Below are 21,823 nucleotides of genomic sequence, written 5' to 3'. Positions count from 1 at the left end.
CGCGGGTACTACAATGGACGTTTTGAAGGAGGCCGCGATGAACCATTCCTTGCTGCTTGCCGCCATGTGGGCGGCACTCCCCGTATTTGCCAGCGCGCAGGAGGGCGCCTCCGCCGGCGCCCCAGGACCGGCGGCGAACTCGGCACCATCCGGATCGCCCTGCGGCGCCGATGCGCCTGACCAGGCCCTCGGTGCCCTGCCGGCCAGGGCAAGTACACGGCCTCAACCGCAACTGGGCACGGTGGCACCCGCCACGTGGCTACCCCGGGAAACGCACAGTGCATCGTCACGTGCCATGGCGGTCGCCACGGCAAGACAGGCTGGACAGGAAAAGGTCAAGGCAGATGGCGGCGCTGTCCAGGACCGGCCCGCCTGCGCCGTCACCGACCAGCCGAGCACGCCGCAGGGCAGCATACGGCAGGGCTGACAGCAGGGGGCGCCCAGTGATGGTGCATAGGCGGTCCCGGTTGCACGATCATGATGCGCCGCACCAAAAATATGCATGTCACATGCAAGGCGTCAGAAAATTCTTACGAAAACGGGGGAAGCTTTGAGACGCGCTCGTAGTTCTACCGTATTGCGATGCACAAAAAATCGCGCTATATTGGAACTGTCTCCTCCAGTTTTCTCCGAAATACTGGATTGCCGCCCGCTACCCCCAGGTACGCGGGCGTTTTTTTTGCCTGTATTCGCCAGCCGCAGGGTGGGCACTCCGTGCCCACGCGTTACCTGGCAGCAGCCGTAGGGTGGCGCTCATGCCAAAGCCCAGCGTTCGCGAACCTTACACCCCTTCGCCCTGGAAGCTTCCCGCGCGCCAGGTCAGCACCAGCGTATCGCGATGCCCATGCTCCGCCAGCGGCTGGATCGGGGTCGACTCGTGGATCACGGCCGCGTCGTCGAGCAGCAGCAGGGTCCAGGGTTCCTGCATCGTGAAGCGCTGGCCGCGCGGACCGTTCGCTTCGAACACGCGCGTCTCGCCGCCCTTGATGCCGTGGCGCTGGACCAGGATCACGGCGACGAAATCGACGCCGTCGCGGTGCGCGCCTTCCGGCGTCGGGCGGCCGATGCCGTCGGCGGTATCGATGCGGAACTGGTGCGCTTCCACGTACCGGGGCTGGACATTGCGCACGCTCGTGCAGACGGCGCCGAGGGCGCCCAGCAGGCGTTGCCAGGCCGGGTTGGCGATGGTATCAAGCTCGATCGGCTCGAACAGGCGATGCATGCCGCCGTGCAGGGCGTTGTACTCGACCGGCTGCCAGTGCGCGCGGTGCGGCGTCTGCACCAGCTTCCCGGCGGTATCGACGAAGCAGGAATGGCGGCGGCGCCGGTAGCGGCCGCCGTCCTTCAGGTAGTTGTCCAGTTCGAGGCGGTCCCAGCTCGCTGCCAGCGTGTCCAGCTCGGCCAGGCTGCAGCCGGCCAGGCGCGCCACGTCCTGCGGGCGCACCAGCGCATAGCCTTCGCCGCGCAAGGCGTCGGCTATGCGGGAAGGGTCGGTGAAGGGTGGTTCGGATGTTGTCATCCCGCTAGCGTAGCACCTTTCCCCGGCAGGAGTGAAGGTGCCCGCCGGCGTCGCCTACCAGGTTTTGGTGACGGAGAGGCGCAGGCTGCGCGGCTCGATCGGATGGAAATGGATGTCCTCGCGCGGCGCGGCCTCGCCCGCCAGCTGCGAGGCATAGTAGTAGTCGATGGCGGAATCGCGCCGGTTGGCCAGGTTGAAGCCTTCCAGTTCGAGCTGCATGTCCTTGCCGATCCGGTAGCCGATGCGGCCGTTGAGCGTGGTGCTGGCATGCGAGCGCACGCTGTTGTCCTCGACCAGCGGGCGCGGGCCGAAGTAGCGCAGGCGCAGGGCTCCCGACCAGGGGCCGAGTTTGCCCAGCGTCAGGGCCAGCTGGCCGACGCCTTCCACCGCGCCCGGTATGCGTGCGCCCGAGCGTGAACGTGCCCGGGCAAAGGCCGCGTCCAGGTCCAGCGACAGCCACTTCCAAGGCTTCCAGTAGTTCGAGAACTCGACGCCGGTGCGGCGGCTGGCCTCGCCCGCCTCGGTCGTGCCGGCGTCGCCGATGTAGGTCAGTTCCGAGGCGATATCGAGGCGATACAGCGACAGCGCCGTCTGCATGCGCGGGATGGCTTCGGTACGCAGGCCCAGTTCCATGCCGCGTGCGCGCACCAGTCCCGGGGCGCGTTCCAGCGGGTCGCCGCTGGCCGGATCGATCCTTGCCACCGTGCCGCGCGCGTCGTTGCTGTGAAAGCCGTGGCCAACATTCAGGTAGAACTCGGTCGCGGGAAGGGGCGCGAGGATCAGGCTGAACGAGGGGCTCACCTGGGTGTCGCCGGCGCGGCCCGAATTGGCGGCGCGGTCGCTCCTGACATCGAAGCGGTAGCGGTCGGCGCGCAGGCCCACCACCGTGCGCACGGCCTCGCTCCAGCGTGTCGCGCTCTCCACGAACACGGCGCCACTGGTCTCGACGATATGGTCTTCGCGCGTGGTCGACAGGCGTGCACGGGCGCGGGTGTCGTACAAGCCGTTGAAGATGTTGTCGTTCTGCAGACGCGCGCCAACGGTCAGGTCGGAAGCCATCGTCTCGCCGCGGTGCAGGTGCAGGGTGTGACTGGCGTCGAGGCCCGAGGTGACGCGCCGGTCCGGCTGGGCGAACTGGTCGCCGTTCACCGGGTCGTTCAGGAAGTAGGTGAAATTCGAGAACAGCGCCAGCTGGTTGCGGATCAGGTAAGCGCTGAGCTTTGTCGCCGCATCGTTGCCGGTCTGGCGCCAGGCGCCGGACAGGCTGAATCGACGCGCATTGCCGCCGTCGGTGTCGTCGATTGCATCGAAGCGACCGAGCGTGCCGGCATCGACCGCGCGCAGCGGGATCTGGTCGCTCGCGTGCCAGCGGCCGCGGTAAGCCATCGCCGTCACGTTCCAGCCATTGTTCGCGTAGCCGCGGCTATAGCGCAGCACGCCGTTGACCTTGCGGTAGTCGTCCGGCCGCGTCCACGGGCCGTCGTTATGCAGCGCTTCGAGCGCATACAGCAGGGTACCGCCGGCCAGCTCGGGCGAGCCGGCCACCATGGCACGCGCATGGCCGTACTCGCCCAGCGTGAGGTTGGCAATGTTCTTCGCCAGGCGGCTGGCATAACTGACATCGGCGCTACCGGCAGCCGAAAAGTCGCCGTTCCTCGCGGAATACGGGCCCTTGCGGTAGTCGAGACGGCCGACCAGTTCAGGAATCAGGAAATTCACGTCGGTCCAGCCCTGGCCGTGCGCGTGGCTGCGCTGGTTGACCGGCATGCCGTCGACCGAGGTGGCGAGATCGGTGCCGTGGTCGAGATTGAAGCCGCGCAGGTAGAACTGGTTGGCCTTGCCTTCGCCGCTGTGCTGGCTGGCGATCAGGCCGGGCATCGCTTCGAGCATTTCGCCGGGGCGGTAGGCCGTGCGCGCGGCCAGTTCCTTCTGGCTGACCGTGCCGGCATTGGCGGATTCCGCGATGCCGAGCTGGCTCATGCGCGAACCTTCGACCAGCACCCGCTGCAGCACCAGGTCGTCGGCCTGGACGGGGCAGGCAAGCAGCGCAGCCAATGCGCAGGGAAGGCAGCGGAGATTCGGCACGGTCGGTGTCAGCGCGCCGGCTGCTCGGTGACAGTACGGTTGAAGGTGAGGGTGCGCACGCCGTTACCCTCGTCGAGGTTGACGGTGTTGACCTGGTCGGGCAGGAAGTCGACCAGCACGGCATCGTGGACGACGCTGGCCTTCCATAGCGGGGTATGTTCCATCTCCTGGTAGATGACGACGCGCTCGGCGTCGATCGTCATGCCGACCCAGCGCGTGTTCAGGCGTGCCTTGTCCTGCCCCTGCAGCCAGAAGCGCGGCTCGACATACTTGCGCAGCACGTCCTGGTCTTCGGGATCTGACAGGTCGAATTGGCGACCGTACAGGTTGGCCAGCAGGGCCTCGACGTCGTGCGCCATGTAGGTGTGCACGATCTCGGTACTGCCGCTGCGCGCGTTGAACGACATGTCCGTGATCCCGGCGTGGAAGCGGTGCGCCGACACCAGCGCGCTGGCGACCAGCAGGGTGGCGGCGACCAGCGCCTTGAAGCGGCCGGTGCTCATGGCGCGACCTTTGCCGGCGGGGTCGTCGCTGCTTCCGGCTTCTTCATGGGCGCATTGAAATCCTTCATCAGGTCGTTCCCAGGCGGCTGGGTCTTGAACAATTCCAGGCGCGACGGCGTCACCTTGCGCGGCCAGGCATTGTTGCCCTGGTCGATGTCGGCCGTTTCCCAATACGGGTCCTGGGTCAACCCCACCATTGGCTCATCGAGGACAAGCAGCTTCGTGATCTTCTTCGGCGAGTAGCGCCACACTTCGGCCGGGATGCGCTCGACGTACTTCTTGCCGCTCTGGAGTTCGATTTCCAGCACCAGCGGCGTCACCAGGCCGCCGACGTTCGAGAAGTCGACCAGGTACAGGTGCTTGTTCGATGCCAGCAGGGCCTTTTCCCAGTCTTCCAGCTTGTCCTGCGACGCGTTGAACTTGTTGCGGTCGGCATTCGTGACGGTGAATTCGTCGTGTTCGTTGTAGAAGTCCTTCAGTTCCGGATGCGCATCGACGCGGCGCGGCATGCCCTTGTTGCGCTGGTCGCTGATGGACAGCGGTTCGGCATCGCGCAGCTTGCGGCGCCAGGCCTTCTCGAGCTCCGGATTCTGCGTACTGACGGTGTACTCGCTGATGCCGTCGATGCTCACATCCACCGGGTCGGTCGTGTAGAACCAGCCGCGCCAGAACCAGTCGAGGTCCGTGCCGGAGGCGTCTTCCATGGTGCGGAACAGGTCCGCCGGCGTGGGCCGCTTGAACTTCCAGCGGCGGCCGTATTCCTTGAAAGCGAAGTCGAACAGTTCGCGCCCCAGCACCGTCTCGCGCAGGATGTTCAGGGCGGTGGCCGGCTTGCCGTAGGCGTTCGGGCCGCGCTGCAGGACCGATTCGGAATTGGTCATGATCGGCGTCTGGTTGCGGCTCTTCATGTAGTCGACGATGGCGCGCGGCTCGCCGCGGCGCGAAGGAAAGCCGTCTTCCCAGGCCTGCTCGGCCAGGTACTCGAGGAAGGAGTTCAGGCCCTCGTCCATCCAGGTCCACTGGCGCTCGTCCGAATTGACGATCATCGGATAGTAGTTGTGGCCGACCTCGTGGATGATCACGCCGATCAGGCCATATTTGGTCGCCTTCGAATACGTCAATTCGCCCGTCTTCTTGTCTTTTGTCGGGCGTCCGCCGTTAAACGAGATCATCGGGTATTCCATGCCGCCCACCGGGCCGTTGACGGAAATGGCGACCGGGTACGGATAGTCGAAGGCGTACTTGTTGTACTGCTCGATGGTGTGGATGACGGCCTGGGTCGAATACTTCTCCCACAGTGGGTTGCCTTCCTTCGGATAGTAGGACATGGCCAGCACCGTGCTGTCGCCGCTCCTGACGCCCTGGGCGTCCCAGATGAACTTGCGGCTGGAGGCAAAGGCGAAGTCGCGCACGTTGTCGGCCCTGAAGCGCCAGGTTCTGGTGGCGCCGTTCGCGCCTGCGCGCGCCTTTTCGGCGGCTTCCGCTTCCGCTTGCGTGACGATGAGCACCGGCTTTTTCGCCGTGCGGGCGCGCTCGAGGCGCTCGCGCTGGGCGGCGCTCAAGACCGCGCCCGGGTTCTGCAGGGTGCCGGTAGCGGCGACGATATGGTCCGCTGGTACCGTCAGCTCGACATCGTAGTCGCCGAATTCGAGCGTGAATTCGCCGTCGCCCAGGTACTGCTTGTTCTGCCAGCCGGCGGCATCGTAATAGGCCGCCATGCGCGGGAACCACTGGGCGATTTCAAAAATGTCGTTCCGGTCTTCCTTGTCGAAGCGCTCGTAGCCCATGCGGCGGCCGACGATGTTCGCTTCCGGGATGTTGAAGCGCCATGCGAGGTCGAAGGACACGCGCGCGCCGCTCGTCAAGGGCCGGGGCAGGTCGATGCGCATCATGGTGCCATTGATGGCGTGGGCGAGCGGACGGCCGTCGGTACCTTTCACGCTGGTGACCGTGACGCCGCCCTCGAAGGCGCGGCTGTCGAAATTGCTGCGCAGGGCGTCGAACTTGACGCCGTCGGCACCCGTCTTTTGCCAGGATTCGCGCGAAGGGATGGTGGCGATCTTGCGGTTGTCGGAATCGGCCCGGAACATGTTCTGGTCCAGCTGCACCCACAGGTAGGACAGGGTATCGGGCGAATTGTTGTGGTAAGTGATGGTGCCACTGCCGCTGACGGCGCGGCGGCCTTCGTCGAGCGTGGCACGCAGCCGATAGTCGGCGCGCTGCTGCCAGTAGGCGTGGCCCGGCGCGCCCGAAGCGGTGCGGGTGATGCCGGGCGTGGGCAGCAATTCGTCGAGCTGGCGGAACTTGTCGTCGAACTTGTCGGCGGCGTGGGTGGACAGGGTCAATGTCAGCGCGAAGCCGAGGAGAAGCGGACGCGCGAGGTGCTGGAAGATCATTTCTGTGCTATTTGGTTTAGACGACGAAACCGGTGGCGGCACGATCAGCGCAACCACCGGCTGCAGGGTGGACGGGTCTCCCGTCCACCCTACGAAGGGCTCACAGCGCAATCATTGCACGGTCGGCGCCGCTTCCTTCTTCGGCTGCTCGGCCGCGGCATCCTTTTCTTCCTTGGTCTTCAGCTTGGTGTTGAAGTCCTTCATCAGGTCGTTGCCCGGCGGCTCGCTCTTGAACAGTTCCAGGCGCGAGGGCGTGGCCTTGCGTGGCCAGGCGTTGTTGCTCTGGTCGATATCGGCCGTTTCCCAATACGGGTCGTGCGTCAGGCCGACCATCGGCTCGTCGGTGACGATCAGCTTCGTGATCTTCTTCGGCGAGTAGCGCCACACTTCGGCCGGGATGCGCTCGACGTATTTCTTGCCGCTCTGGAGCTGGATCTCCAGCACCAGCGGCGTCACCAGCCCGCCGACATTCGAAAAGTCGACCAGGTAGAGGTGCTTGTTCGACGCCAGCAGGGCCTTTTCCCAGTCTTCCAGCTTCTCCTGCGACTCGTTGAACTTGTTGCGGTCGGCATTCGTGACAGTGAACTCGTCGTGCTCGTTGTAGAAGTCCTTCAGCTCGGGATGCGCATCGACGCGGCGCGGCATGCCCTTGTTGCGCTGGTCCGAGAGCGAAGTCGGTTCGGCCTCGCGCAACTTGCGGCGCCAGGCCTTTTCGATTTCCGGATTTTGCGTGCTGACGGTGTACTCGCTGATCCCGTCGATGCTCACGTCCACCGGGTCGGTGCCGTAGAACCAGCCGCGCCAGAACCAGTCGAGGTCCGTGCCGGAGGCGTCTTCCATCGTGCGGAAGAAGTCGGCCGGGGTCGGACGCTTGAATTTCCAGCGCTGGGCGTATTCCTTGAAGGCGAAGTCGAACAGGTCGCGCCCCAGCACCGTCTCGCGCAGCACGGTCAGCGCGGCGGCCGGCTTGGCATAGGCGTTGTTCCCGAACTGCAGCACCGACTCGGAATTGGTCATGATCGGCACCTGGTTACGGCTCTTCATGTAGTCGGTGATCAGGCGCGGCTCGCCGCGCATCTCCGGCCAGTTCTCTTCCCAGGCTTCCTGGGCCAGGGTCTGCACGAAGGAGTTGATGCCCTCGTCCATCCAGGTCCACTGGCGCTCGTCCGAGTTGACGATCATCGGGAAGTAGTTGTGGCCTACCTCGTGGATGATCACGCCGATCAGGCTGTACTTGGTGCGCTTGCCATAGGTGATCTCGCCGGTCTTCTTGTCCTTGGTCGGACGCGGGCCGTTAAACGAGATCATCGGGTATTCCATGCCGCCTACCGGGCCGTTCACGGAAATCGCAGTCGGGTAGGGGTAGTCGAAGGAGTATTTGCTGTACTGCTCGATGGTGTGGACGATCGCCTGGGTCGAGTACTTCTCCCACAGCGGGTTGCCTTCCTTCGGGTAGTAGGACATGGCCATCACGCTTGTGTCGCCGCTCTTGATGCCCTGGGCATCCCAGATGAACTTGCGGCTCGAGGCGAACGCGAAGTCGCGCACGTTTTTCGCCTTGAAGTGCCAGGTCTTGGTGCCGCCCTTGATGCCGGCGCGCGCCTTCTCCGCGCTTTCCGCTTCCGCCTGCGTCACGATGAGCACCGGCTTTTTCGCCGTCCGGGCGCGCTCGAGGCGCTCGCGCTGCGCGCCCGTGAGCACGGCACCCGGGTTCTGCAGGGTGCCGGTGGAAGCGACGATATGGTCCGAGGGCACCGTCAGCTCGACGTCGTAGTCGCCGAATTCGAGCGTGAATTCGCCGGCGCCGAGGAACTGCTTGTGCTGCCAGCCGTAGGTGTCGTAATAGGCCGCCATGCGCGGGAACCACTGGGCGATCTCGAACAGGTCGTTCTTGTCCTCGTCGAACTTCTCGTAGCCCGAGCGGCCGCCGAGCACCTTCTGCTCGTTGATCTTGTAGTTCCATTCGACGTTGAACGAGAAGCGCTGGCCGGGTTTCAGCGGCTGCGGCAGGTCGATGCGCATCATCGTGCGGTTGATGACAAAAGGCAGGTTGCGTCCGCCCGCCTTGACGGCCGTGATGTTGAAGCCGCCCTCGAAGGTCAGGCCTTCGAGCGTGGTGCGCATGGCGTCGAACTTCATGCCTTCTTCCGGACTGCGCGGCTTGACCCAGGCTTCGCGCGCGACCGAGGTGGCCGACATGCGGGCGTCGGAATTGGGCTTGTAGATGTTCTGGTCGAGCTGCACCCACAGGTAGTGCAGGGTGTCGGGGGAATTATTGTGGTAGGTGACCGTCTCGGCGGCCCGGATCGAACGGTTCGCCTCGTCGAGCGTGGCGCGGATCGTGTAGTCCGCCCGTTGCTGCCAGTAGGCGTGGCCCGGTGCGCCGGAAGCCGTGCGGATCGTCGTCGGGGTCGGCAGCAGTTCGTCGAGCTGGCGGAATTTGTCGTCGAAAGGGTCGGCTGCGAAAGCGGACACGCTGAGGCACAGCGCCGCCAGGGCGATTGGCAAACGGATCATGTTTCCCCTGTTTTTAGTTTTAATTTGGAGAAAGTATTCTAATGGCATCTATCAAGCAAGCTCCATCCGGATTTGTAAAAAAGCTGATACATGGGTCGCCAGGGACGCCACGCCCCGTTCATGTCATCAGCTTCAAATCGAGCGCGCGCTCGGCCAGCCACACCGTCGCCAGCAGGATGATCGCCACCGAGCCGCCGGCCATGAGCACGCGGCGGTAGAACGTCCCGTTGCGCAGCAGGTAAGCCAGCGGCAGGAACAGGGCGACGATGGCCAGCTGGCCCAGTTCGACACCCACGTTGAAGCCCACCAGCGACAGCGCCAGCGCGCCTGGCGGCAAGCCCAGGTCGGCCAGCACGCTGGCAAAGCCGAAGCCGTGGATCAGGCCGAATGCAAAGGCGACCACGGCGCGGGCACGCTGCAGCAGCGGCCACAGGTTGTTGAGGGCGGCCAGGATGACCGAGGCGGCAATTGCCGATTCGACCAGGCGCGAGGGCAGGGACAGCACCCCGAGCGCGGCCAGGGTCAGCGTCAGCGAATGCGCCAGCGTGAAGGCGGTGACGATGCGCAGCACTTCCAGCGTGGCGGCGCGGAAGGTGGCACGGCCTTCCCAGGCGCCGCCGCGATGGACCAGCACGGTCGGCAGCAGCAGCGACAGCAGGAACAGGATGTGATCGAAGCCGATCCAGATATGCCAGACGCCGTGGCGGACATAGTCGCCGAACTGGCGCCAGCGCGGGGCGTCGCGTACAGACAGGATCTGGTGCGCGCTGTCGGGGCCGAAGATCGCGCTCGAGGCGCCGCTCGCGTGCTCCAAACGCAGCAATCCCTTGTGCTGCGGGTCGATGTCGAACAGCAGGCGGTAATCCACCGCCAGTTGCGTGACCGTGGCGGCGCAGGCGGCGTCGAACTTCACTACCGCGTAGGCGCCATCGGTGTGTTCGTCGACCAGGTGGCCGGTGACGCGCAGGGGGCAGGCCCGGTCCTCGTTTGCCAGTGCCAGGCGAGAGGGGGGCATAGGCGGCGATCGCCTGGTGGCGGCCCCGTACCTCGTCCCGTGTCAGGGCGCCGTCGCCATTGCCGTCCAGGCCCACGGCCATCTCGAGGTCGCGCAGGGCGATGTCCCACTGGCCTTCGATGCGCGCGTCCTGCACCCGCAGGCTGAGGTAGCTGTCGCTGGCCTTGTGCGCCTGTGCCGGCGCCGCGCATAGGAGGAGCAGCGCGAGCAGGAAAGAGGGGGACGGTTCATCGGCGCGGCTCCGGCTGCGTCCACGCGGAGGCTAGCGTGCGGTCTTCGAGCGCGCTGCGGGCCAGCCAGTCGCGCACCTGGCGCGCCGCTTCAGGATCGCTTGATGCCAGCGCCGCCTCGGCCAGGATACGCAGGTCGGCCGGCTCCTTCTGGACGGCCCAGTTCAGCCTGGCCAGGCGTACGGCAGCCGCGGCGTCGCCGCGCACGGCCAGTTCGAAACGGGCCTGCTCGCGCTGGTGGACGGTGTCGCCGCGCCGTGCGGCGGCGTCGAAACGGGCGGCCAGCACGGCGCCCTGGCGCGCCGCATCGGCGTCGCCCAGCTTTTTCAGGGCAATCGCGTAGCGGAGCAGCAGCGCATCGGCGCGCGTCCGGTCCTGCAGCAGGCGCGCCGCCTCGCCTGCGCGGCCGGCGTCGAGCAGGAAGTCGGCCCAGGCGCCTATCAGATAGCTGTCTTCGGCATCGAGCGCCAGCGCGGCGCGGAAGTGGCGCTCGGCGGCTGCGGCGTCACCCAGGCGCGCGGCCATCTCGGCCAGCAGGGTCTCGACCCAGACGCGGATCGGCGCCGGGGCATCGGGACGTTCGGCCAGCGCCTGCCGGAGCCGGTCGTAGCTGGCGCGGCCCTGGCCGCTGAGCTGCCCACGGCCGCCAGGCAGGTCTGCACGACCAGTTCGGGCGCGCGCGAATACAGGCGCATGCAGCTCGCCCAGGCCGCGTCGTGCTCGCCGATCACCTGCTGGACGGTCGCGCGGGTCAGCCAGGCCTGGGCGTCATCGGAATCGCGCTTGACCAGCAAGTCGAGGTCGCGCAGGGCCGCGCGGAATTGATGGGTGCTCTGGCGCAGCGTGGCGCGCAGCACCAGCACCGGCGCGGGTGGTTCCGGCCGGGCCCACCACGGTGCCAGCGCCGCCTGGGCATAGCCGAGGTAGCGCGGGTCGCCTTCGTGGCGCGCCTGTTCGATGTAGCGCCGCGCCAGCGTCGTGGCCAGCCTCATGTCGGCCGGGTTGGCGCTCAGGCTGGCGCGCAGGCGCAGCAGCTCGCGCTGGACCGGGTCGGTGCGCGCGGGCAGGCGTTCCAGCACCTGGTCGCCGCGTGGGGGAATGTGCGGGGTCGCCCCGCGGCCTGGAACAGCAGCGGCGCCACCAGCGCACACAACAGAAGGATGGACGGGTACAAGACATCTCCTTTGAAACCGGCGCAGGGATGCGTTCCTGCGCCGGCGGCCGGGTTCAGCCGGCAGGAACCGGTTCGGGTTCCGTGTTGTCCGGCCTGGTCTCGGCGATCTGGTCGATCGCCACCGGCTCATCGTTGTCGAGCAGCTGAATCGCCTTGGCGTAGACGGTGGCGAAGAAGCTGTCGCCCGTGGCGGGCGGCGGCACGGTGCCCGTCGGCGGCGGGGCCGGCAAGGTGACGGTGTGATTGCTGCCGCCGCAGCCCGACAGCGACAGCGCCAGCGCGATGGTGACCGCCGCCAGCCGCGGCAAGGATCGATAGTGGGACATGGCGATGCTCCTCATTGATTGCCGGGCAGCGGCGTGTTCAGGTAAGGGAAGGCGGGCTTGAAGGCCGTCGCATCCTTGCGCACGCCATCGGTCAGCGGCAGGCCGCCGGCGGGGCGTCGGTCGGCTTGCAGCCGACGCCGAGCGCGTCGCCGCTACCGGTCAGCACGCACAGGGCGCCCATCGCCACCCGCAGCGAGACGTCGACGATGTCGTCCGCCGGACGGCGGCCGTTCGGGAAGCCCGCGTTGTCGCCGGCCGCCACGCCGAGTGGATTCTGCGATGCCTGCGCGGTCGGCTCGATGGCGGTGTTCAGGCGCAGCATCTCGGACGCCACCACGTTTTTCGGCTGGTTCACGCCCGGCAGACCCTTCAGGAAGGCCGTGACCAGGTCGGTGCGCGGGAAATTCGCCGGCGCCTTGGCCGACGGGAACAGGCTTTCCACGACGGTCGGCAGCACCGGGTTGGTGACGTAAGTGGCGAACTGGCCGTCATCCTTCGGTTTCGACGTATTGAAACGGTCCTTGTCGTCCATGCCGATGATGACTTCGTTCACCAGCGGCATGCCGAGGCGCGATACCTGGGCCCAGGAACCGCCTTCCTTGACCGCGCTGTTGATGCCCGACGCCGGGGCCGGGTTGATCAGGCGCGCCTGGCGCATGCTGGCGGTGGTATAGGCACCAATCACCGGTTCGCCGGCCGCCACCAGGCAGCCGACCGGCAGCTCGAGGGCGATCGAGCTGACGTTCTTGTTTTCGAGGTCGTTGCGGTTGCCGCCGGACTCGGGCCCCAGCGGGTTCATGTTGAACAGGTCGAAGATCTTGCCGACCGCGATATAGAAGGGCTCCTTGCGCTGGCCGACGAACACGCGGCCGGTGCCGCAGCCGGGAATGGCGATGTCGTAGATGTGCTGGTTGGCATAGGTTTCATAGCCGCCGGCGCCGCCGAAGACCTTTTCGCCGATGTTGTCGACTGGCTTGTCGAATTCGGTCGCGCCGTTGGTGCCGGCCAGGCGGGTACGGGTACCGCCGCGGCGGTCGCCGCGCACCATGTCGACCGTATAGGTTTCGCGCACGTTGAGGGCCGCCGGGTTGACGCCGCTGATGGTCGAGGAGTTGATCAGGGGGATCAGGACCTGCTTGCCGCCGATGTTGAGCGCAGTGCGCTTCGACGCGTTCTTGAAACGGATCTGGAAGCTGATGTCTTCCTTGGCATCGCCATTGTTGTCGACATGGATTTCGTACAGCGCGTTCTGGTCGAACTGGTAGAAATTCGGTCCGCCCTGCGGGTCCTGGAAGGGCGTGTAGTTCGCGATCATCGTCACGAAGCCGGCCCGTCCCGGGGCATAGCTGCGGAACATGTAGAAATCGGTGCCGTCCACTTTCGGTGCGTTGGTCAGGAACGGTGCCTCGCGGTGGCTGGAGGCCCCGGCCGGTGCGGCCAGTCCCATGACGACCGATCCCGAAGCCAGTGCGGCGGCCCAGAAACGCTTGCTCTTCAACTTGCCCATGTCATTCTCCGGTTGTTATTGGGTGTGCGTGTTTCACGTCGTGTGAAGCAGAAGGCAGCCCCGGTCACGCGCTTCCAGGGAGAAGTGGCGATGCCATTTGCGTGGCGGGGCTACCCAGGCTTGTACGCAGCCGGATGCATGTCGGATTCAACATATTTTTTGGCATGGTTTGGCCGTAAATATGCTAAGGTCGCTGCCGTTGTGCGACGGCACTTTTATCCACTTTCCTGCCCAGGCAAGCATTGAGCACTGCAACCCAACCAGATCCGGTTCAACTGCGCACATGGCTGCTTGGCGCCGCGCGTCGCGATGCTGCCGCCTTTCGTTCCCTCTACGACGCCAGCGCGCCGCGGCTGTATGGCCTGGCGCTACGCATCCTGCGCCGCCGCGAGCTGGCCGAGGAGGTGCTGCAGGACAGCTTCGTCTCGATCTGGAACAGCGCCCGCGATTACGATGGCGCCCTGGCCGCGCCCATGACCTGGATGACGACGATCGTGCGCAACAAGGCCTTCGACCTGTTGCGGCGCACGCGCCAGGAGGTCGATATCGACGGCGAAGGGTTCGACGCGGATGTGCTGGCGGCCATGCGCGACCCGGCTGCCACGCCGATCGAGGCCCTGCAGATGAGCAGCGAGGCAAAGGCCCTGGCCAACTGCATGGCGGCGCTCGAGGAAAAGCACCGGCGCGTGCTGGGCATGGCGTTTTTCCATGACCTGTCGCACAGCGACGTGGCGCAGCAGCTGGCGCTGCCGATCGGCACGGTGAAGACCTGGATCCGCCGTAGTCTGGCGCGCCTGCATGGCTGCCTGAGCGGAAAGGGGCTGGCATGAACCTGCGAGGAAACGAGCCGCTGCGCGAGCGGCTGGCTGCCGAGTATGTGCTTGGTACGCTCAAGGGACGTGCACGCCGCCGTTTCGAAGGCCTGATGCACGGCGACGCCGCCCTGCGCCGCACGGTCGGCGAATGGCGCGAGCGGCTCGGCGCCATGGCCGAATTCGTCACGCCGGTGCAGCCGGATGCACGCGTCCGGCAGGCGATCGAACGCCGCCTCGACCTGCAGCCGGCGGTGCCGGCGTGGCAGTTCTGGCGCAATGGCTCGCTGGCGTTCTGGCGCACGCTGGCCGTTTCCGCCTCGGCGGTGGCCACGCTGCTGCTGGTGACGGTGACGCGCCACGAAGCCGGGCGGCCGGCCGTCAGCGATGTCGCCACCCTGATCGACGAACAGGCGCAGGCGGCACTGGTGGTGACCGCCGACCGTGAGGCCCGGCTGCTGCGCGTGCGCGTGCTGGCGGCGGCGCCGCTGACGCCGAACCAGGTACTGCAGCTGTGGGCCGTGCCGCGCCGGGGCGCGCCCCGTTCGCTCGGTGTGCTCGGGCGCGGACGCGAGCTGACCCTGCCGCTGGCCGGCAACGCCATCGGCGCCGACGTGGCCCTGCTCGCGGTCAGCCTGGAACCGGCCGGCGGCTCGCCGAATCCGCAAGGCCCGAGCGGCCCGATCCTCTACAAGGGCGGCTGGGTGCGCCTGATGTAAATCCGGCCGGCGGGATGCGTGTCCGATCCCGCCGCTGCCTCCCGGGTAGCCGGGTTCAGTCCGCGCGCGTGAAGGCGATGTCGAAGGCGCCCGAGACCAGGCGTCCGCTTTTCGCGTCCGCCGCAAAGTGCAGGTCGGCTTCGCGCGAGAGCACGAACAGCTGCTCGGGCGACTCGGCATACAAGGGCTCGTACTGGCCCGTGCGCAGCGCGATCATCAGCTGGCCATCACGTTCTTCGATGACGAAGTCGCCGATCTCGCGGGTCACGTAACGCCCTGGCAGCGCGGCACGGCGGGCGCCATCGAGCGCGATCGCCTTGCGTACCCTGGTCTGGTAGCTGGGCCATTTGTACTCGGCGGAGATTGCCCGGATCACGCTTTGCGCCAGTTCGGCGCCGGCGTCGCCATTCGTCATGACCACGGCACCGTCGCCGTGTTCGGTATAGGCGAACAGCGTGTTCTGGTAGCCCATGTTGCTGCCGCCATGTTCGAACGAAGCTGTGGTGCCTGTGCCGTCCGTTGCCAGTCCGAGTGCATAGCCGTTCTGGACCGGGCGCAGCATCGTGCGCGCCGTCTCCTTCGACAGCAGGCGCTTGTCCTTGCCGAGGGCGGCGCGCTGCAGTGCCAGTGCGAACTTCGCCAGGTCGGTGGGCGTGGTCCAGAGGCCGGCCGCGGCCAGTTCGGGATAGGTGTAGGCACCACCCTCGTAGGCCTGGCCATTGCGGTCGTGCGGCAGGGCGGCGCGCGCGAGCAGGGCGGCCGGCCGGCAGCGGCTGGGCGAAGCGGCTGTCGCCCATGCCGACGGGCTTGAGGACGCTGTCCTGCAGCAGCGCGTCGAAAGGCCGGCCGCTGCGGTCGATCAGCGCCTGCTGCAGCACCGTGTAGCCGCCGCCGGAATAGCGGAAGTCGGCGCCTGGCGCGCTGTCGACGCGCACCGGCTTCGTGTTCGCGGGCGCGGTGCCATCGAGCACCTGGCGCAGCGTCGGTACCGGCTTGCCGGCGGCATAGCCGGGGAAGCCCGACACGCTCGTGCCCGCCGTATGCGAGAGCAGCTGGCGCACGGTGACCGTCGCGTTGCTGCCGTCGGCTGCCGGCAGCTTCCAGTCCTTCAGCAGGGTGTTGATGTCGGCGTCGAGCGAGAGCTCCCCTGACTCGACCATCCGCAGCGTGGCCAGGGCGGTGACGGGTTTGCTGATCGAGGCGGCCTGGAACAGCGTTTTCGGGGTGACGGCGGGGCCGTTCGCGTAGGCGACGCCGAAGCCCTTCGCCCACGCGATCTTGCCATCGCGGATGACCGCGACGCTCACGCCCGGCACGTGCAGGCGCTGCATTTCCTCGGCCAGCGTTTTGGTGACGACCGGCGCGCCGGCCAGCGCCACCACGGGACGCAGGCCGTTTTCGATGCGGGCGATGTCGCCGTTCGTTCCGGCGGAGGCGGGCGCTGCGCCGAAGACCGTCAACGCGGCCAGCAGGGCGCTGGCCTGGGCCAGCGCGCGCAAGGCATGGATGTGTGGGCGCTGGGGCAGTGCGGGATGACGGGCTTTCTGGAACATCGCTTCCTCCGGAATAGTTACATTGGATGAGCCCTCATTATCCGATACTTGTTCTACCGAAATGTTAGTAATAGGTATTTTAGTTTCTGTTTTTACGGAGGCATGGTTTAACTGCTGAGTGATTACTGGTGCGCGGGGTGCGCACCAGTTCGATCAACTCCGCGAATATCTGTATGTCTCGCGCTTCGCCTCGGCAGGCTCTTTTACTTCATCCACACCGCGTAGTTCGTTCCCGACGTCTGCAGCGTCCAGCCGGTACCCGGGCTCCAGTTGTTCGGGCCGATCTTCATGGCCAGCTGGCGCGTCGTGCCGGTGATGATCGCCGCGTACAGGCCCTGCGTGGCCTGCTGGATGGCGACCGGCGAGGTCGAATGCACGCCGGCCGTCTTGCGCGCCTTCATCAACGCGGCAATGCCCGACTTCAGGTTCCAGTTATAGATGTGCGGATAGTAGACGGTCGGAATACCCGGATGGCTGAGGATATAAGCGTAGCCCTGCATCACCGCGCCGCAGGGCACGGGCCAGTGGTTCTGGCCGACGCCGCACGATTCCGACGGCCCGGTATCGTGGTTGTCGACGAAGGTCACCGCCATCGCCGGCCACCAGCCCATCGCGCCCTGCGGCTTGCCGGCGGCATCCTTCAGGCGCCAGTAATTGCCGTTTGCCAGCGCGTCGTTGAGCAGGCCCTTGGTCGTGAAATCGAAGGCGCCGCAGCTGTTGTTGGTGCCATTGATCCAGTTCATGATGCCCTGGCGGTGGGCGTCGATGTTGTTCAGGTCCAGGTCGTTCCACAGCTCGCCGACGCAGAACTCGGCATTGAAGGCATTCGCGTACTGGCCGACGAAATTGGCGCCGAAGCCCTTGACGTAATCGAAGCGCAGGCCGGAAAAGCCGACCGGCTTGATCGTGTAGTTGAGCCAGTTGACGATGCCGTTCTGGACTTCGCCGACATTCTTGTGGTCGAGGTCGCGGCCAGCGTTGAAGCCCGGACCCGTGTCGGGATTGCCCAGGCCGCAATTGCATTCATCGTTGTTGACGATCGCATGGGTGGTCCAGTTCGGGTTGCTCAGGTCGGACCAGCCGGTATTGCCGACGCGGTGGTTCACGACCACGTCGGCAATCGCCTTGATGCCGTTGTTGGTAAAGGCGCGCACCACATTGGTCAGTTCGGCCGAACTGCCATAGCGCGAGTTCAAATTGTTGAGCTGGCGCGGCAGGTAGCCTTCCGCCGCGGCCGAGTCCGATGGCGGCGGGAACCAGACGTGGGTAAAGCCCATCGTCTTCAGGTCGGCGACATTGCCTTGCAGGGTGTTGTACCAGTTCGGGTTGGCATAGCTGGACGATTTCCAGTGAAAGCCCTGCAGCAGGACGGCCTGGCTGTTGCCGGCCTGGGCGGGTGGGGTGGCAGCCTGTGCCTGGACGGACATGGTGCACAGGGCGGCGGCAAGCAGGGCCGAAAGCGGTGGTAAGGTCTTCATGGTCTCCTCCGATGAGTAACGATTTTGACGGCCAAGTAATGGCTCTGTTGTGTGCGTGGCGATCGTATTAAAACTACTATTTCCAATTTCAAATAACAAAAGACCATCGCACTGACAGGAAGGATTCCGTTAACCGGGCACTGCTGTCAATCGAATTCGGGTCGCGTGGAGTAGTTTTGCTACATCAAGTGGAGTACCCAAAGGCTGGGGTCAGGTCTGACATTCGGACACGAGCTCTGCGCTTACGCTCATGCCCAAAGGCTGGGGTCAGGTCTGACATTCGGACACGAGCTCTGCGCTTACGCTCATGCTGGAGGCAATGACTTGTTGAGGAATGCGGACGGTGATGTCGGAACGGCCCGCGGCAGTATGCGCATGCGCCTCGGACACCGGTTATGGATGAGGCCGTGTCTGAATGTCAGACCTGACCCCAGCAGTTCGCCCCGGTTATGGATGAGGCCGTGTCTGAATGTCAGACCTGACCCCAGCAGTTCGCCCTACTAGCCGAACAGCTTGAGCAGCCCGATCATCGCCACCGGCGAGAGTGCAACGCCGATCCAGAACAGGCGGCGGTGTCACCGGTAGCGCGCGTAACAGGGGACACAAACCTCGACTTTGCTGGCCGATCGAATTTTCGAGTAGCGGTAGGGAATGTGCCGGAGAAACCAGGGCCGCAGCGGCGTTGCGCAGCGGGCGCATTGGCCGGCTGCGTTGCGCAGCGCATGCCGTTGGCCCGCTTGACGTCGCGTATGCTGAAGACAACTACGAAGCAGAGTGCGCCAAGAAAAATCCAGATGTCGTGCATGTAGCCCCGCTGCCCCTGCCTTAGAGGACGAATCCCCGCACCGGAAAGCCGGCATCGCGCTGGATCCAGTTGCGTGCCGAATACGCGGTGCGCGCATCGGTCGCATGCAGGGTGAACGCATGGCGCGACACGGGCGAGCGGTTCGGCGCGCTGTAATGCGGCAGCAGCCCATGGAAGCAGACCAGCGTCCCCGCTTCGGCTTCCAGCGACACGGCGGTACTGTCATCCGGCCAGGGCGTGGCATCGAGCTTTTCCATCGTGACCCGGTCGCCGTCGCGCAGGAAACGCTCGCGCAAGGGGCCGCGATGCCCGCCCGGTTCCGCCCACAGGCAGCCATTGTCGACCGTGGCGTCTTCCAGCGCGAACCAGAAGGTGGTCACGCTGATCGGTGTCGTGTCGAAGAAGGTGGCGTCCTGGTGCCAGCGCACTTCGCCGCCGATGCCGGGCTGTTTAAAAATGTACATCGACTGCCAGACCTGCGATTCGGCCAGGCCGAGATCGCGCGCCACGGCGGCCAGCTTCGGGTCGCGCGTGAAGTGGGAGAAGACCGGGTCGAGGTCGTGCATGGCATGGCCGATCTTGTTGATCGACAGTGCCTTGGCCTGGCGCAGCTGGCCGTCAGGGCCAAAGGCTTCTTCTTCAAAAAAGCAGCGCACCGTGTTGTCCGAGCCGAGGAACCAGTCGTCGCTGGCGCGCTCCTGGTCGCGCGTGGTGAAGATGGCGCGCGACTGGCTGGGGTCGAAGGCCTCGACGATTTCCTCGGCACGGCGGCGCAGGGCGGCAATCGCCCCTGCATCCTTGAAACCGGGAAGGACGATGAAGCCGTCGCGTTGGTACTGCTGGCGCTGTTCGAGAGTGAGCATGGGCGTGGCAGGTTGTCGGTGATACGGCAATTGTACTGAACCCGCGGATTCCGCCAGCGCTTACTGTGCCGGCGCCGCCAGCACCTCGCGGATCGCGCCTGCCACCAGTTCCGGGCTGGTGCTCTGCATCTGGTGCGACGAATCGGCGACGATCGTCTTCGCCTTCGGGTACAGCCCGCGCACCAGGGCACGCGTTTGCGGGTCGAAATTGAAGGCACCGAAGTCGACCGCGATCGCCGTCGCGGAGGTCGGCTGGTTGACCAGGCGGATGATGGGCTTGTCGTCGATGGCGGGCAGCGCCAGCACGGCTTCGCCGGTGTGGTGGATGGCGTCGATCTCCTGCTGCACCGTTTTGGAAAAGAACAGGCGCTTGGCGACCCGCGTGGTCCAGGGGAAGTCCTCGGGCTTTTTCACCACGCGCGGGTAGAGCGCATCGACCAGCACCAGGCCCCTCACCTCGTTCGGATAGCGCCGCGCGAACAGCTGCATGTACAGGCCGCCGAGCGAATGGCCGACCAGCACATAGGGCGGCGCCAGTCCCTTCTGCTTCAGGGTTGCGCGCAGTTCCTCGACGATGGTGGCGCCGTCGCGCGGCGTACTGGCCGCGGCGCTGTTGGCATAGCCGGGCCGGTTATAGGCGAACACCGTGGCGCTCGGGCTGACGGCATCCATCACTTTCCCCCAGCCGTCGAGCGTGGCGCGCGAACCGTTTTCGAAGACGACGACCGCCTTCGCCTGCGGGTTGCGCACTGTGACCGATTCGAGCTGGCGGCCGCCGACGAGTTCAAGCGCCGGGCGTGGCGCGGCTGCCGCGGCAAGGCCGGCGAGCAGGCAAAGCAGGGCGGTGGCGCCAGCGCGCACGAAGGCGTGCAGGGTGGTCGGGCGGGAAGGGGGGGGAGGGCCATGGTGCAATCCGTGTCATCGAAAAACACATGATTGCCCCAGGCGCAGCGTGCGCCCAGCCGCATGCGACGAATCGCAAGCTGGTGCGATGGATGGCGGCCTCCTGTCGGGAAGCGCCCCGGACGGGCCTACCGGCCCCGGCCTGCCGCGTCGGCGGCCCGCATCCTGAACACGAAGCTGGTGCTGCCGCCGTCGGAGTGCACGTCGATGCTGCCGTCATGGGCACGCGCGATCTGGTCGACGATGTACAGGCCCAGCCCCAGGCCTTCGTTGCCGGAACGCGAAGAGGCGCGCCAGTAGGGCTTGAAGAGCTGGTCGATCACCTTGCGCGCCAGCTCGCGTCCCTGGTTGGTGACCGACAGGATGAACTCATCCCCGGCCATGGCCGCGCGCACCGCCACCGGCGTGTGGTCGAAGCCGTGGACCAGGGCATTTTTCAGCAGGTTCGACAGCAGCTGGGCGATACGCTCCGGGTCGCAATGCAGGCGCAGTCCAGGTACGATGACGGCATCGATCACGCGCTCCGGATACAGGCCGCGCAACTCGTCCACCACCTGCTCGAGGTAGCCGTCGAGCGCCGCGTCGCGCAGGCGCATGGGGATACCGCTGCCCATGCGTCCGCGCGTGAAATCGACGACGTCGTCCACCAGCGAGGCGATGCGCGTGGCACTGCGGCGGATGCGTTCGACTACCGGCGCGCTGGCCGGGTCCGCATGCTTGTGTTTCAGGATATCGGTGCCGAGCAGGATGGCGCCAAGCGGGGTACGCAGGTCGTGCCCCAGCACGGCGATGAACTGCTCGCGCAACTCGGCGGTCTCGCGTTCGTCCAGGAGTGCCGCGCGGGTCGCGACCAGGTCCGAGTCGGCGTCGAGCTGCTTCGACACCAGTTCGGCGAACAGGTGCAGGGTCGAGACGGTGGCCTTCTCGGTCAGGCGCGCCGGCTCTGGATCGAGGCCGCACAGGGTGCCGAAATAGCTGCCGTCGGTACGGAAGACGGGAATCGAAAAATAGCTCTGGAAACCGTAGAGGCGCGGCGTGTGGTGTTCGCGGTAACGCTCGCTGCCTTCCACGCTGTCGATGACGACGGCGCGGGCGGTGTCGCGTACTTCCTCGCACAGCGTGGTCGTCACGTCCAGCGTGCCGCCGGGCACCAGTCCGAAATCGAGCCGGTCGAGCACCGCGCAGGCGGTCCAGGAGTCGTCGGTGACGTGGGCGATGCAGACGAAGCGCAGCCCGGTGAGCGCTGCGACGGTTTCAAGAATCGTTGGTACAGCGCTGATCGCCTGGATTTCTTCCACGCGTTTGATAAGGTCGTCCTGCATGCCATCCCCGGCAAATTCGATAATTTTCCTGCCATGCTACCACGGCGAACAGCGTCAAATTGTCGTTTTTCGGCAATTACTACTGGTTATTAAATG

General features: G+C 65.9%; 18 protein-coding genes and 1 pseudogene. 3 read left to right on the top strand and 16 right to left on the bottom strand.

The genetic code is table 11. The annotated features are described in order from the left end of the window. Positions 1 to 37 precede the first annotated feature (37 nt). Positions 38 to 427 carry a hypothetical protein gene (locus G4G31_RS24045; RefSeq protein ID WP_182989702.1) on the top strand — a complete coding sequence of 130 codons (390 nt, stop codon included), beginning with the start codon at positions 38 to 40 and terminating at the stop codon, positions 425 to 427. 354 nt (positions 428 to 781) lie between these two features. Here the strand turns inward: G4G31_RS24045 and G4G31_RS24040 are convergent, their stop codons facing one another. The 10 genes from G4G31_RS24040 to G4G31_RS23995 all read right to left on the bottom strand — a co-directional run bounded on the left by G4G31_RS24040 (position 782) and on the right by G4G31_RS23995 (position 13,272). Further along, the gene (locus G4G31_RS24040; protein ID WP_182989701.1) at positions 782 to 1,519 is read right to left on the bottom strand and encodes a 2OG-Fe dioxygenase family protein; all 738 of its coding nucleotides are present in this window, start codon (positions 1,517 to 1,519) and stop codon (positions 782 to 784) included. A 54-nt stretch (positions 1,520 to 1,573) separates the two neighbouring features. After that, positions 1,574 to 3,604, bottom strand: a complete 2,031-nt coding sequence (locus tag G4G31_RS24035; RefSeq protein WP_229425223.1) for a TonB-dependent receptor — start codon at positions 3,602 to 3,604, stop codon at positions 1,574 to 1,576. Positions 3,605 to 3,612: 8 nt separating this feature from the next. Further along, positions 3,613 to 4,107, bottom strand: a complete 495-nt coding sequence (locus G4G31_RS24030) for a DUF6702 family protein (protein WP_182989700.1) — start codon at positions 4,105 to 4,107, stop codon at positions 3,613 to 3,615. Next, on the bottom strand, positions 4,104 to 6,503 hold the full coding sequence (locus tag G4G31_RS24025; RefSeq protein WP_182989699.1) for a M1 family metallopeptidase: 2,400 nt from the start codon (positions 6,501 to 6,503) through the stop codon (positions 4,104 to 4,106). The genes G4G31_RS24030 and G4G31_RS24025 overlap by 4 nt, the downstream gene beginning before the upstream one ends. A 111-nt stretch (positions 6,504 to 6,614) precedes the next feature. Next, complete coding sequence (locus G4G31_RS24020; RefSeq protein ID WP_182989698.1) at positions 6,615 to 9,020, bottom strand: M1 family metallopeptidase; 2,406 nt, start codon at positions 9,018 to 9,020, stop codon at positions 6,615 to 6,617. A 118-nt stretch (positions 9,021 to 9,138) separates the two neighbouring features. Continuing rightward, complete coding sequence (locus tag G4G31_RS24015) at positions 9,139 to 10,035, bottom strand: HupE/UreJ family protein (RefSeq protein WP_308621930.1); 897 nt, start codon at positions 10,033 to 10,035, stop codon at positions 9,139 to 9,141. Positions 10,036 to 10,262: 227 nt separating this feature from the next. After that, positions 10,263 to 10,790 (bottom strand): hypothetical protein, encoded by a 528-nt coding sequence (locus G4G31_RS24010; RefSeq protein ID WP_182989697.1) that lies wholly within the window; start codon positions 10,788 to 10,790, stop codon positions 10,263 to 10,265. Further along, a complete protein-coding gene (locus G4G31_RS24005) occupies positions 10,706 to 11,344 on the bottom strand; it encodes a hypothetical protein (RefSeq protein WP_182989696.1) in 639 nt (212 codons plus the stop codon). The genes G4G31_RS24010 and G4G31_RS24005 overlap by 85 nt, the downstream gene beginning before the upstream one ends. Before the next feature lie 148 nt (positions 11,345 to 11,492). Beyond that, positions 11,493 to 11,765 (bottom strand): hypothetical protein, encoded by a 273-nt coding sequence (locus G4G31_RS24000; protein ID WP_182989695.1) that lies wholly within the window; start codon positions 11,763 to 11,765, stop codon positions 11,493 to 11,495. Between the two features lie 91 nt (positions 11,766 to 11,856). Continuing rightward, positions 11,857 to 13,272: a DUF4331 domain-containing protein gene (locus G4G31_RS23995; protein WP_308621927.1), complete on the bottom strand. Its 1,416-nt coding sequence runs from the start codon at positions 13,270 to 13,272 to the stop codon at positions 11,857 to 11,859. 242 nt (positions 13,273 to 13,514) lie between these two features. Here G4G31_RS23995 and G4G31_RS23990 point away from each other — a divergent pair, with 242 nt between their 5' ends. Then, positions 13,515 to 14,102 carry a sigma-70 family RNA polymerase sigma factor gene (locus G4G31_RS23990; RefSeq protein ID WP_229425222.1) on the top strand — a complete coding sequence of 196 codons (588 nt, stop codon included), beginning with the start codon at positions 13,515 to 13,517 and terminating at the stop codon, positions 14,100 to 14,102. Further along, positions 14,099 to 14,803 (top strand): anti-sigma factor domain-containing protein, encoded by a 705-nt coding sequence (locus G4G31_RS23985; RefSeq protein WP_182989694.1) that lies wholly within the window; start codon positions 14,099 to 14,101, stop codon positions 14,801 to 14,803. Before G4G31_RS23990 ends, G4G31_RS23985 begins: the two co-directional genes overlap by 4 nt. Before the next feature lie 55 nt (positions 14,804 to 14,858). Here the strand turns inward: G4G31_RS23985 and G4G31_RS23980 are convergent, their stop codons facing one another. The 6 genes and pseudogenes from G4G31_RS23980 to G4G31_RS23955 all read right to left on the bottom strand — a co-directional run bounded on the left by G4G31_RS23980 (position 14,859) and on the right by G4G31_RS23955 (position 21,727). After that, positions 14,859 to 15,071: a hypothetical protein gene (locus G4G31_RS23980; RefSeq protein WP_182989693.1), complete on the bottom strand. Its 213-nt coding sequence runs from the start codon at positions 15,069 to 15,071 to the stop codon at positions 14,859 to 14,861. Between the two features lie 153 nt (positions 15,072 to 15,224). Next, a pseudogene (locus tag G4G31_RS23975) lies at positions 15,225 to 16,134 on the bottom strand (serine hydrolase domain-containing protein); the annotation flags it as partial. Positions 16,135 to 16,559: 425 nt separating this feature from the next. Further along, complete coding sequence (locus G4G31_RS23970) at positions 16,560 to 17,834, bottom strand: glucan 1,4-alpha-maltotetraohydrolase domain-containing protein (RefSeq protein WP_182989691.1); 1,275 nt, start codon at positions 17,832 to 17,834, stop codon at positions 16,560 to 16,562. Positions 17,835 to 18,659: 825 nt separating this feature from the next. Then, entirely contained in the window at positions 18,660 to 19,502 is an 843-nt protein-coding gene (locus G4G31_RS23965; RefSeq protein WP_182989690.1) for a phytanoyl-CoA dioxygenase family protein, read from the bottom strand. 60 nt (positions 19,503 to 19,562) lie between these two features. Next, entirely contained in the window at positions 19,563 to 20,363 is an 801-nt protein-coding gene (locus G4G31_RS23960) for an alpha/beta fold hydrolase (RefSeq protein WP_182989689.1), read from the bottom strand. A gap of 170 nt (positions 20,364 to 20,533) precedes the next feature. After that, the gene (locus tag G4G31_RS23955) at positions 20,534 to 21,727 is read right to left on the bottom strand and encodes an ATP-binding protein (protein ID WP_182989688.1); all 1,194 of its coding nucleotides are present in this window, start codon (positions 21,725 to 21,727) and stop codon (positions 20,534 to 20,536) included. Between the last annotated feature and the right edge of the window lie 96 nt (positions 21,728 to 21,823).

The organism is Massilia sp. Se16.2.3 (genome assembly GCF_014171595.1).
Classification (GTDB): domain Bacteria; phylum Pseudomonadota; class Gammaproteobacteria; order Burkholderiales; family Burkholderiaceae_D; genus Telluria.
This window is presented reverse-complemented; position numbering and strand designations above follow the sequence as displayed.